The following is an 11,651-nucleotide window of genomic DNA, read 5'->3' on the forward strand; positions in this document are numbered from 1 at the left end:
GATTTCTAAAAATGGAGGAATACGATGTCAGTTGAACAGCAGTTTTTAGACTATGTAAAATCAATCAATCATTATATCCAAACCTTACAGTTGCTTTATTGGGATGCAAGAACGAAGCTCCCTAAAAAAGGGCAAGAAGAGCGCTCTAATGTAATTGGAACCGTATCACAACAAATTCACCACCTTACAACGTCGGATGAGTTAAAGCATTTGCTTGAAGGCGTCCAAAAGGACGAAACGGTCAGTGATGTCACGAAGCATTCAGCAATTCTCGTTCAGAAGAAGTACGATGAATTTACGAAGATCCCAGCAGAAGAATACAAAGAATACATTATGCTTTCTTCTCGTTCTGAACTTGCTTGGGAACAAGCGAAAGAGTCGAATGACTTTGAAAGCTTTAAACCTTATTTGGAGAAAATTGTTGCGTATAAGAAGAAGACGATTGAATACTTAGGTTATGAAGGCCATCCGTACAATTGCTTACTTGATGATTTTGAACCAGGAATGACAGTTGAGAAATTAGACGTTATTTTCGAACAATTAAAAGAGGTGCTTATTCCACTTATTCAAGACGTCGTACAAGCCGATCGACAACCAGATGCAAATGTGTTGTTCCATCATTTTCCTAAAGCAGAACAAGAGAAGTTAAGTCATGCGTTTTTGGAGACAATTGGCTATGACTTTGATGCAGGAAGACTTGATGAAACGGTTCATCCGTTTGCGACAGGCATTAACCGCAACGATGTACGTGTGACGACGAAATACAATGAAACGGATTTCCGTGTTGCTCTGCTTGGAACGATTCATGAAGGAGGCCATGCGTTGTATGAGCAGAACATTGGTGAACATCTAATCGGAACTCCTGCAAGTGCAGCAAGCTCATTTGGTATTCATGAATCACAATCCTTGTTTATGGAGAAGTTTATTGGTCAAAATGAAGGGTTTTGGAAAACAAATTATCCAGTTTTAAAGAAGTATGCTGGAGGTTCGTTTGATGATGTTTCATTCGATGATTTTTACTTTGCTTTAAACGAAGCAAAGCCATCATTTATTCGAATTGAAGCGGACGAGTTAACGTATTGTTTGCACGTGATCTTGCGTTATGAGTTAGAGAAAGCGTTATTTAGTAATGAAATTCAAGTCGAAGAACTGCCAACCAACTGGAATGAGAAGATGGAAGAATACTTTGGCATTGTTCCTGATACCGATTCTGAAGGTGTGCTACAAGATGTTCATTGGCCAAGTGGTATGTTCGGATATTTCCCATCGTACGCGTTAGGCTACATTTACGCAGCCCAACTAAAACAAGCGTTAGTCAAAGACATCCCTGATTTTGAAGAACGGATTCAAAATGGAGACATCAAAGCAATCACCGCGTGGATGACAAAGAACGTTCATGAACATGGGGCGATGAAAGAACCACGAGAAATCATTTATGATGCGACAGGCGAAGACGTAAATGCTGAACCGCTATTAAGCTACTTAAAGGATAAGTATACTAAGCTATATCATTTATAAAAAACCGGATCACCGTTTCATTTCGGTGGTCCGGTTTACACGTTCCATAAGTCTTTTCTAGAAGTTGTCACAGCTTTTGCACCCGCATCAAGTGCGCCTTGTACGTCTTGTTCTGAAGTGATTAGCCCACCAGCAATAACGTCAATTCCAGTTTCTGTCCGCACTTTTTGAATGTAGTTTGGCAAAATACCAGGAAGTACTTCGAGCACATCTGGTTCGACGGTTTTAATTTGTTGGTAGCTCGTATTCAGTGCCATCGTATCGAGTAGAAATACTCGTTGGATCGCTAATAGGTTGCTCTTTTTAGCCGTTTTCAACATGTTTGCTCTCGTTGAAATGACCCCGGCAGGGCGAATCGATTGGCAAATGAATTCTGCTGCATAGCGATCACTTTTCAAACCTTGAACGAGGTCCGCATGTAACAACATTTTCTTGTTCGATTCATTTGCGAATTTCCGCATTGTCGTTAGCATCGATAAGTGGATGTCGAGGACGACGAAGAAATCGTCGTCACGCTCCATCACTTGTTCAAAATCTTTCATCGTGTTCACAGCAGGAAGAACAGACTGGTTACCAAACATTACAGTACGCTCCTTAGCGTGGCGAGATCTTCTTGTTCATCCAATTCTGCTTCGTATTCACTCTTCTCATCGTCAGACCAACCGATCAGTTCACTCATCACTTGCACGATTTGTGATTTATAACGGTATACACTTTCGATATCGAACAACAAGTACGACGTACGACGTAAGAAGAAGTCGACCGGTGTTGCGGCCATCTCATGTTCGATGCTGTAGCGCAACATCGCATAAAGTGGTGCAGGTAATCCGTATTGCTGTTCATCGTTCAAGTATTGATGAACGACTGAAGCGTTGGAACCGTATCTCTCTGCAATTTCTTCACTCATCTTCTTTTCAAGTCCACGGTTAATACCATCTTGAATCGATTTCTCTTTAAACGCCTGATAGCCTTGTGAACCGCCAACATTTCCACCAGATAAGACGAGGTGTTTCGTCTGGCATTCAGGGAAGCTTTGCCCAGTTTCTTTCGAGATTTCCTCAGCGGCAATGGATACGATTGTATCGGCCATCTTCCGGTATCCTGTTAATTTTCCACCAGCAATGGTCATTAAGCCACTTTCAGAGTGAAAGATCTCGTCTTTTCTAGAGATTTCTGAAGGGTCTTTACCGTCTTCATGAATGAGCGGGCGCAGACCAGACCAGCTTGATTCTACATCGGTTTTCGTTAAGTGATAGCCTGGGAATAGCCCGTTTGCCGCATCCAAGATGTAATGAACATCATCGATGGTTACTCCAGGTTCTTTTTGGTCAGCGTCAAAGTTTGTATCGGTCGTACCGATGTACACTTTCTCGCCACGAGGGATTGCAAACATCATTCGGCCGTCACCGAACGGGGTGTCAAAGTAGAGCGCTTGTTGCAACGGTAATCGTTCTTTTGAAACAACGAGGTGAACACCTTTCGTTAAATGAATCGACTTACCTTCACGAGAGCGATCTTGTTCACGCAACGTATCGACCCAAGGACCTGTAGCATTGACAATCTTTTTAGCATAGATCTTAATACTTTCCCCAGTGAGTAAATCTACAGCAGTCACACCGACAAGTTTTTTGTTGTCATAAATAAACGACTCAGCACGCACGTAATTGGCAAGCTTAGCTCCACGTTCAGCTGCACTTTTCGCAACTTCCATCGTAAGTCTCGCATCATCAGTACGATACTCAACGTACATTCCAGCACCTTTTAAGTCTTTCTTTGAAAGGATCGACTCTTGTTTGAGTGCTTGTTTCGAGCTCATCATCGTTCTGCGCTCAGCCTTCTTAACGCCGGCGAGACGGTCATAGACCGACAGCCTACGGAAGTGGTGAGTGCATTAAACGTTCCGCCTTTATAAAAGGGAAGCATCATTCGGACTGGCTCTGTTACGTGAGGGGCGTTTTCATATACAATCGCTCGTTCTTTGCCGACTTCAGCGACAAGCTTCACTTCAAATTGTTTTAGATAACGTAAACCACCGTGAATAAGTTTCGTTGAACGGCTTGACGTACCTGCCGCAAAGTCTTGCATTTCAATGAGCCTGTATCAAGGCCTCGTGATTGTGCATCAAGAGCAATCCCGCTCCCGGTAATCCCGCCACCAATGACGAGTAGGTCTAATGTTTGTGATTGCATGGTTGCAAGTGCTGTTTTGCGTCCATTAAGTGAGAATTCCATAGCTGATTTCCCTCCTAGGGTTATAAAAAAGGGATTACAACGCTCAAGTAAACGTAGTCGTTTACTTGAAGTGCTGCAATCCCCTCATCGTCTCAAAGATTCAGTCATTAACTTGTTACGTTAAGTTTACGACAAATGATTCGTTTCGTAAAGCATTAAGGTTTGAACGTCATCGTCGCATCGACTGCTTTTTTCCATCCGTTATAAAGGTCATCCCGCTCGTTTTCTGCCATATTTGGTTTGAACGAACGATCCATATTCCAATTTTTGGCGATTTCATCTTTGCTGTCCCATACACCCACAGCAAGCCCTGCAAGGTACGCCGCTCCGAGCGCAGTCGTCTCGGTTACAGAAGGAACTTCAACCGGTGCATCAAGCAAATCACTTTGGAACTGCATAAGGAAGTCATTGGCAACAGCGCTCCATCTGCACGCAATTGCTTAAGCTCAATGCCCGAGTCACTTTCCATCGCAGTCATAACGTCTTTCGTCTGATACGCAAGAGATTCTAGCGTTGCTCGTGCAATGTGTGAACGTTCTGTTCCGCGAGTAAGTCCGAACATCGCCCCGCGCGCTTCACTGTCCCAATACGGTGTACCAAGTCCAACGAAAGCAGGCACAAGATACACACCATCAGATGAAGTGATGCGTGTTGCTAGCTCTTCGCTTTGTGGAGAATCCTCGATAATTTGCAACCCGTCGCGCAACCATTGAATCGCAGAACCAGCGACGAAGATACTACCTTCTAACGCGTACTCGACTTTGCCATCAATGCCCCAAGCAAGTGTCGTTAGAAGACCGTTTTTCGATTCGACCGCTTTATCACCCGTATTCATGAGAATAAAGCAACCTGTACCGTACGTATTTTTCACCATGCCTTCTTCAAAGCAACCTTGACCGAAGAGGGCAGCGTGCTGATCGCCTGCAACACCAGCAATCGGTACATTCTCACCGAAGAAATGATAATCAATCGTCTCTGCATACACTTCAGAAGACGAACGAACTTCCGGTAGCATTTGCTTCGGTACGTCAAGGTGTTCAAGTAATTCATCGTCCCATTTGAGATCGTGAATGTTGTACATGAGAGTACGAGCAGCATTTGTATAGTCGGTTACATGTGCTTTGCCGCCACTCAACTTCCAAATGAGCCACGTATCAATTGTACCGAACAATAAGTCGCCGTTTTCGGCTTTTTCACGGGCACCATCAACGTTGTCTAAAATCCATTTTACTTTCGTCCCTGAAAAGTATGGATCGAGAAGAAGACCTGTTTTCTTGCGGAACTTCTCATTCAAACCTTCTTCACGAAGCTCGCGGCAAATGTCTGCAGTTTGCCTTGATTGCCATACAAGCGCGTGATAAACAGGCTTTCCTGTATTCTTATCCCAAACGACTGTCGTCTCACGTTGGTTCGTAATTCCAATTCCTGCAATATCCGCTGGTGTGACATCTGATTCTGAAAAGACTTCAGCAATGACCGCAAGAACTGATGTCCAGATTTCATTGGCATTGTGTTCTACCCAACCTGGCTTAGGAAAGTGTTGTTTGAACTCCCGTTGTGCGGTTTGCAACATTTCCCCTTTGTCATTAAATAGAATGGCTCTAGAACTCGTAGTGCCTTGGTCAATAGCGAGAATATGCTTTTTCGTCATCTTCGTTTCCTCCCTTAGTCAATAATTAGAACATGAGTGTATAAAGGATTGCACCAACAATACCACCAGCAATTGGACCTAGAATTGGAACCCATGCATACGCCCAATCGGATGGACCTTTCTTATCAATTGGTAAAATAGCATGTGCAATTCTTGGACCTAAGTCACGAGCAGGGTTGATTGCATAACCTGTCGGACCACCAAGTGAAAGGCCGATCGCGATAATTAGTAAACCGACGACAAGCGGATTTAAACCTTCACTAAAGGTATTTGCCCCAATTGCCAGTAAACCAAACACAAGAACTGCAGTACCAATAAATTCAGCAATGAAATTCGACGGTGTATGACGAATCGCTGGCGCTGTCGCAAACACACCAAGCTTCGTCGCTGGGTCTGGTGTTACCTTCCAATGTGGATAGTAATGGAAGAACACAACGACTGCTCCTGCAATCGCACCGAGAATTTGCCCGATGATATATCCTGGGACTTGATTCCAAGGAAATTCACCGATTGCCGCAAAACCTAGCGTTACAGCCGGATTGAGGTGGGCATCACTAATTGTTCCAGATACATAGACACCAAGAGCAACGGCGAAACCCCAACCTATGGAAATGGCAATCCAACCTGCCCCTTCCGCTTTTGACCCCTTCAAACTGACCGCAGCCACAACACCGGCACCAAAGATAATTAAAATCATCGTGCCAACAAACTCCGCAACGTATTCCAACATTGCAAAAACCCCCTTAATGAGTTGTTTTTTAGCTTATCGGTATAAAAAAAGAGCAGCTTTTTTCACAGGTCGCATAGGACTCCGTCAAAAAAGCTGCTCTCATAAGCTCATCAGCTGATTGGTTAACTTAAGGTAAGTATATAACGATATCTAGTAATTGTAAACGGATTCATAGTATTCAATTAGTAAATTTATCATGTTTTCCATAGAATAGTATGCAATCGTTTACAAAAACAGAACTTAAAAAAACCAAGCTCAAAAAGAACTTGGTCAAAAAGCCGTTGAGAATTCCTACTAGCACTCTTCGTCGTTATTCAACCCAGTCAACAATTTCTTGCTGCGACTGTCTCACTTTAGAAACATTAGGTTCGTTTGCCCGGTAACCAAAAGCAACCATCACAGATACGTCGTAAGGATCATCTTCATTAACAATTCCTTTTTGCTGCAGAAAAGATGTGACTTTCTCGTAATGAAAGCCTTCAATTGGACAAGAGTCGATGCCAATACCAGCGGCAGCACTCATCATATTGCCAAGGGCAATGTACGTCTGTTTCGATGCCCAATCAAAGAGTGTTCGATCACGATTCAAAATGTTGATATTCGTATCTTGAAAAGTGCGATATGCAGGAAGAATATGTTGCTCGAACGTTTCTTCTGGCATGCCTTTGACGTTGGTCATCATATGCCTTGCATACTCTGAATCATAACGCGCATCGTTTCTTGCGAGAATGATGACAAAATGGCTAGCTGTTTCAAGTTGCTTTACCGCACCAGAAGAGTAAGTAGACAGCTCTTTACGTATCGCTTCATTTTGGACGACGATAAACTTCCACGGTTCAAGTCCAATGGAACTCGGCGATAGTCTAGCAATCTCTAATAGAAAAGAAAAGTCTTCCTCAGAAATCTTTTGATCTGGATCAAACGCTTTCGTCGCATGACGAAAATGTGCTGCATCGAGTAAAAGTTGTTTACGTTCCATCGTTTGTACACCTCTCTTGCTGTTTACTATAGCGAAGAGCGTGCATCAATTCAAAGAAAGAAGCTGTTAGTTGGACTTTTCTCTTTCGAGTAGCTCAATCAATTGTTTTGCTTCAGTAAGCGTTTGATCATCAATCGCTTTACTCGGGAAGCGAACGTGGGCAGATTCAATAATGTTACGCATTTTGAAGATTTCTTTTCGAATGGTCACGCCACCCATGCCAAGTTGTGCTTCGAAACGAATAAGAGGTAAATAATGAAAAAACAGTCGCTGTGCTTTTTCTTTTTCTCCTGACATGTACGTTTGGTAAACCCCTTTAAGCACATCAGGATAAGCAAAACCAGTCATTGTACCGTTTGCACCGCGTTCTAATTCTTCATAAAAATAAACGCCACCGAGTCCACCTAAAATGGTCAGTGAATCGGATTCATTTCGTATTTGTGTAATTTTAATCGGGGAAGGGGCTTCTTCGAGTTTTATATATTCAACATTGGAAACGTCTCGTTCGAGTTGCGCGAGAAGTTTGGCCGACATCGTTACATTTGTGGTAACAGGCTCGTCTTGAACGACAATTGGAATTGAAATCGCATCATTAATCATCTGGTAATGGTGAATGATTGCTTGTTCGTTGCGGAGGTTTAAAGGAGGGGCGACCATAATCGCGCTGGCGCCTAATTGTTCTGCCGTTCTTGCGTAATGAATGGCAACTTCAGTGCCTGGTGCAGTGCATCCAACAATGATTGGCACTCTTCCTTGGACTGTTGCCACGGTCTCTTCAATCACTTGAACTCGTTCAGCTTCTGTCAGTTTGTTCGATTCACCCATAATGCCTAAGATCGTCAACCCATCGACACCATTATCTAGATAGAAGTTCGTTAGGTTTCGAAGGCTAGGTAAGTCTACTTGTCCATCCTCAGTAAATGGTGTAATCGTAATGGTGCAAATCCCGTGCAGTTTCTCCATTGTATACACTCCCTTTTGTAGATGAATCGAGCTTCGTCTACAGTTTAAAACAAATAATTTGAAATCGTCAAACAAAAGTAAGCGAGTGCCAAATTGCACACGCTTACTTTTGAAAAAGCTGGGTACGTATTGAATTATACTAAAGAACGCACTTAGCAGTGAGATAGTGATTTATTGCGTTCGCTTGTGCGATCGCAAAGGAGTCATCTTTCATTGTCTCAGGCTTTCCGGCATCTCCGATGATGTAATAAGAAAGTGGCTGAAAGTTTAAGAACGTCAATGCGTGACCGAACTGTTGGAGAAGTGGCAATGCTTTCAAGCGTGGGTGGTCACCACCGACGATGAGAACGATCGGTTCAATCTGTGCAAGCTTGTTTTTAAGTTCATCGCCATAGTCTCGGTCTCTTACGGCTTGGCTAAAACGATCGAACATCGTTTTCATGAGTCCACTCATGCCGTACCAATAAAGCGGTGTCGCAAAAACAACGATGTCGTGAGTGAGGAAGACCTCAACGATTTTGTCGTAATCGTCATGAACGGCATCAAACCCATCAGTGTCATGGCGCTGATCAATGATTTGGTGAATGGTTAAGTCTTTTAAGTAGATATCGGTCGTCTCAATTCCTTTTGTGACTTCATTGGCAAGATATGACGTGTTGCTTGTTTCACGACTGCTACCGTGAATGACTGCTACTTTCATGATTTTTCCTCCTTCGTAACATAACCTTTACCTGAAATGTACCCGACAACCGTGAGCACGATTGCGAGTAAAAACAATACGATTAATGGCGACTGCCATTGTCCTGCGATATCGTAGAGCATGCCAAATGCAATCGGTCCAAACGCTGCAAGCAAATAGCCTACAGACTGAGCGAGCCAGATAACTTTGAAGCCTCATTTCCTGTGTGAGTGCGAAGCGCAAACAGCATCATTGCTAATCCAAAGCCACTTCCAGAAGCAATGCCCATCAAGATAGCGGCAAGTGGTAACCAAAGTTCTAGATAGAACAAGGTGATTGCCAAAAGAAAGGTGACTCCGATGAATGCGCCTAACCAGCGTTGGTCTTTTAATCTGCCGGCAAGCACTGGAATGATAAATGTCATAGGCACGATTGCTGTCTGCATGAGTGCAAGCATCACGCCAGCTGTAGCAGGCGAGTAACCACTTTCTTGAAGCATTTGTGGTAACCACGTCATCGTTGTGTAGTATTGAAGAGACTGAATCCCCATGAACATCGTCACACACCAAGTTAAGGGAGAACGAAACATCTCGTTATTTTTAAAAGATGATGGTTGTCTTGCAACGCTTTGATTGGACTTCTTTTGCCACATGTACAGCCCCCACATTGCTGCAGCAAGCACTGCCAACAAACCAAATACCCCAAGTGCTCCGTTCCAATCAAGTGAACGTGAAGCGAGTGGTTCAGCAATCCCTGAAGCAACGGCTGCGGCAAGGTTCATCGTAATGGCATAGATGCCTGTCATTAGCCGATCGATTGAGGGAAGTGTTGCTTAATAATGCCTGGTAATAAAACATTTCCAATTGCAATTCCAATCCCAATGAGTGCTGTTCCACTGATTAAAAACGTGAAGCTCGGCGCAATCCGAAGGAATGTACCGATTGCGATAATCGTTAACGCAGCAAGAACGACCCGTTCCATTCCAAAGCGCACAGCAAGACGTGGTGCGAACGGGGAAAGTAAAGCAAATAACAACAAGGGAATCGTCGTTACACTGCCGAGCATCGCATTCGATAACACTAGCTGATCTTGAATTGTCGGCAACAACGGCCCAATGGCGATCATCGGCGCTCGCAAATTCGCTGCAATAAGTAAAATTCCGATAATAAAAACAAAGCGAATGTGAGTTTCGCTCGCGTGGTCATTCAAAGATTCATAACTTCTCACCAAAAACGCCCCTGTCTCGTCATTGCCTACCTCTTCTCTATACGATAAGCTAAAAATAACGATCTGAAAAACGAATAATATCGATTAAAACAATCGGATAATCCGATGGAAGGTGATCCGAGATGGAAATGAAGCAATTACTGACGTTTAAAGAAGCAGCAGAGAGCTTGAATTTTACGAAAACAGCCAAAAAACTAAACTTCGCCCAATCGAGTGTGACAGCACACATCCGTGCGATTGAAGAGCATGTAGGAATGCCGTTGTTCGAACGATTAGGCAAGCGACTCATTCTCACGGAAGAAGGCAAACGATACAAACACTTTGCTGAGCAAATGCTCGATTTAGATAAAGCATCACGAACCGCGTTGCAAGGAGAAGAGGAAAGCTCAGGCACACTCGTTGTCGGAGCGCAAGAAAGTCAATGCACGTACCGGCTGACGCCGATTCTAAAAACATTCAAAGCGAAGTATCCGAATGTCGAATTAATCTTCCGTCCGGCACACTCTGAAGATATGGCGCGTGAACAACTGTTAGATGGCACACTGGACGTTGCGTTTATTATGGACACCGCAAAGCCATGCAAATCGCTCATTGTTGAGCGGTTAGTAGAAGAAGGCATTGCGCTTATTGCGTCTTCAGAACATTCATTGCATCAAAAGAAAAAGATTGTTGCTAAAGATCTAGCAGAAGAGACACTTCTTTTAACAGAAGCAGGTTGTTCTTATCGAAACATTTTAGAGCATAGTTTGTTTGCTTCGAACATCGCCCCGGCAAACAAAATTGAATTTGTTAGCATCGAAGCGATCAAACAATGTGTGGTCGCTAACCTAGGTGTCGCTTTACTTCCTACAATGGCGGTCGAGAATGATTTAAAAGAAGGTCGAGTGATTCAACTAGACGCTCGTTTTTTTACGACACCTGTTTATACGCACATCGCTTGGCATGAAGATAAGCACTTATCAAAGCCGTTGCAAGCGTTCATTGACGACACACGGCAAACTTTTCAAGCACTTGCTCATTAGAATGCGAAAAACCGATCACGTTATGCATCGTGATCGGTCGCTTCATAAGGTCGTTCAGTGGTTACGTAAGTGCGGGCGATCAAGTCATGAATCGCCCTGCGATCCGTTCTTGAGGCAATCATAATGGCAGATACGATCACACCAATTCCAAGAGTAAGCGCATAAATAATCATACCAACCGCTTGACGCATGAACATCGTACCGAAGGTTACATCACTACCGTCCATCCGAACGATCCGAATACCGAGCATTCGTTTCCCGACCGTATAACCGACCCAAAGTACAGGTAACACAATTTGATAACCTAGTTGTAGGATTATTTCAATCACTTCAAATGTAATCCCCGGTTCCAAAAGATCTAACCCGAACAAAAGCATTGCTGGTATAAATATGAGAGAAAACAGTATGCCATCCAAGAATAAAGCCAAGAAACGCTTCCAAAAACCAACCGCATGAGCTTCCATAAAATCCCTCCTGTATAGTTGTTATTTAACACTAAATTCAGAAAAATAAACCTTGATTTTAAGAAGTTTAGGTCGGGCGAGGTGTTGAGGTGTAGCAAGCGCGGTGTGTGGTGTAGCAAGAGCGAGGCGTGGTGTAGCAAGAGCGGTGCGAGGTGTAGCAAGCGCGAGGCGTGGTGTAGCAAGAGCA

11 protein-coding genes and 2 pseudogenes are annotated in these 11,651 nt (G+C 43.6%); 2 read left to right on the top strand and 11 right to left on the bottom strand.

Annotation, left to right across the window (positions count from 1 at the left end; translation table 11 throughout):
* Positions 1–24 precede the first annotated feature (24 nt).
* The gene (locus tag JCM19038_RS12760; protein WP_042418578.1) at positions 25–1,518 is read left to right on the top strand and encodes a carboxypeptidase M32; all 1,494 of its coding nucleotides are present in this window, start codon (positions 25–27) and stop codon (positions 1,516–1,518) included.
* 35 nt (positions 1,519–1,553) lie between these two features.
* On the opposite strand, the gene JCM19038_RS12765 is transcribed toward JCM19038_RS12760, so the two are convergent.
* The 10 genes and pseudogenes from JCM19038_RS12765 to JCM19038_RS24505 all read right to left on the bottom strand — a co-directional run bounded on the left by JCM19038_RS12765 (position 1,554) and on the right by JCM19038_RS24505 (position 9,978).
* The gene (locus JCM19038_RS12765; protein WP_042418580.1) at positions 1,554–2,099 is read right to left on the bottom strand and encodes a glycerol-3-phosphate responsive antiterminator; all 546 of its coding nucleotides are present in this window, start codon (positions 2,097–2,099) and stop codon (positions 1,554–1,556) included.
* Positions 2,099–3,749 (bottom strand): annotated as a pseudogene (locus JCM19038_RS12770) (glycerol-3-phosphate dehydrogenase/oxidase). The gene JCM19038_RS12765 and the pseudogene JCM19038_RS12770 overlap by 1 nt, the downstream one beginning before the upstream one ends.
* Before the next feature lie 155 nt (positions 3,750–3,904).
* Positions 3,905–5,400, bottom strand: a pseudogene (gene glpK / locus JCM19038_RS12775) (glycerol kinase GlpK).
* A 25-nt stretch (positions 5,401–5,425) separates the two neighbouring features.
* A complete protein-coding gene (locus tag JCM19038_RS12780; protein ID WP_042358914.1) occupies positions 5,426–6,130 on the bottom strand; it encodes an MIP/aquaporin family protein in 705 nt (234 codons plus the stop codon).
* Between the two features lie 310 nt (positions 6,131–6,440).
* Positions 6,441–7,109 (bottom strand): NAD(P)H-dependent oxidoreductase, encoded by a 669-nt coding sequence (locus JCM19038_RS12785; RefSeq protein WP_042418584.1) that lies wholly within the window; start codon positions 7,107–7,109, stop codon positions 6,441–6,443.
* 66 nt (positions 7,110–7,175) lie between these two features.
* Positions 7,176–8,072 (bottom strand): dihydrodipicolinate synthase family protein, encoded by an 897-nt coding sequence (locus JCM19038_RS12790; protein WP_042418586.1) that lies wholly within the window; start codon positions 8,070–8,072, stop codon positions 7,176–7,178.
* A gap of 139 nt (positions 8,073–8,211) precedes the next feature.
* The gene (locus tag JCM19038_RS12795) at positions 8,212–8,772 is read right to left on the bottom strand and encodes a flavodoxin family protein (protein WP_042418589.1); all 561 of its coding nucleotides are present in this window, start codon (positions 8,770–8,772) and stop codon (positions 8,212–8,214) included.
* Positions 8,769–8,927, bottom strand: coding sequence for a hypothetical protein (locus tag JCM19038_RS22885; protein ID WP_193745126.1), 159 nt, complete (start codon positions 8,925–8,927; stop codon positions 8,769–8,771). Before JCM19038_RS22885 ends, JCM19038_RS12795 begins: the two co-directional genes overlap by 4 nt.
* Before the next feature lie 5 nt (positions 8,928–8,932).
* The gene (locus tag JCM19038_RS21880) at positions 8,933–9,556 is read right to left on the bottom strand and encodes an MFS transporter (protein ID WP_081831786.1); all 624 of its coding nucleotides are present in this window, start codon (positions 9,554–9,556) and stop codon (positions 8,933–8,935) included.
* Positions 9,556–9,978, bottom strand: a complete 423-nt coding sequence (locus JCM19038_RS24505) for an MFS transporter (RefSeq protein WP_081831787.1) — start codon at positions 9,976–9,978, stop codon at positions 9,556–9,558. Before JCM19038_RS24505 ends, JCM19038_RS21880 begins: the two co-directional genes overlap by 1 nt.
* A gap of 122 nt (positions 9,979–10,100) precedes the next feature.
* Here JCM19038_RS24505 and JCM19038_RS12805 point away from each other — a divergent pair, with 122 nt between their 5' ends.
* Entirely contained in the window at positions 10,101–11,000 is a 900-nt protein-coding gene (locus JCM19038_RS12805; protein WP_042418592.1) for a LysR family transcriptional regulator, read from the top strand.
* 20 nt (positions 11,001–11,020) lie between these two features.
* On the opposite strand, the gene JCM19038_RS12810 is transcribed toward JCM19038_RS12805, so the two are convergent.
* Positions 11,021–11,464: an RDD family protein gene (locus JCM19038_RS12810; protein ID WP_042418595.1), complete on the bottom strand. Its 444-nt coding sequence runs from the start codon at positions 11,462–11,464 to the stop codon at positions 11,021–11,023.
* Between the last annotated feature and the right edge of the window lie 187 nt (positions 11,465–11,651).

It is taken from the genome of Geomicrobium sp. JCM 19038 (assembly GCF_000698125.1).
GTDB lineage: Bacteria > Bacillota > Bacilli > Bacillales > Marinococcaceae > Geomicrobium_A.

Coding starts and splice junctions, on each gene's coding strand:
- JCM19038_RS12760 (WP_042418578.1), top strand. CDS start 25: ATGTCAGTTGAACAGCAGTTTTTAGACTATGTAAAATCAATCAATCAT.
- JCM19038_RS12765 (WP_042418580.1), bottom strand. CDS start 2,099: ATGTTTGGTAACCAGTCTGTTCTTCCTGCTGTGAACACGATGAAAGAT.
- JCM19038_RS12780 (WP_042358914.1), bottom strand. CDS start 6,130: ATGTTGGAATACGTTGCGGAGTTTGTTGGCACGATGATTTTAATTATC.
- JCM19038_RS12785 (WP_042418584.1), bottom strand. CDS start 7,109: ATGGAACGTAAACAACTTTTACTCGATGCAGCACATTTTCGTCATGCG.
- JCM19038_RS12790 (WP_042418586.1), bottom strand. CDS start 8,072: ATGGAGAAACTGCACGGGATTTGCACCATTACGATTACACCATTTACT.
- JCM19038_RS12795 (WP_042418589.1), bottom strand. CDS start 8,772: ATGAAAGTAGCAGTCATTCACGGTAGCAGTCGTGAAACAAGCAACACG.
- JCM19038_RS21880 (WP_081831786.1), bottom strand. CDS start 9,556: ATGACAGGCATCTATGCCATTACGATGAACCTTGCCGCAGCCGTTGCT.
- JCM19038_RS12805 (WP_042418592.1), top strand. CDS start 10,101: ATGGAAATGAAGCAATTACTGACGTTTAAAGAAGCAGCAGAGAGCTTG.
- JCM19038_RS12810 (WP_042418595.1), bottom strand. CDS start 11,464: ATGGAAGCTCATGCGGTTGGTTTTTGGAAGCGTTTCTTGGCTTTATTC.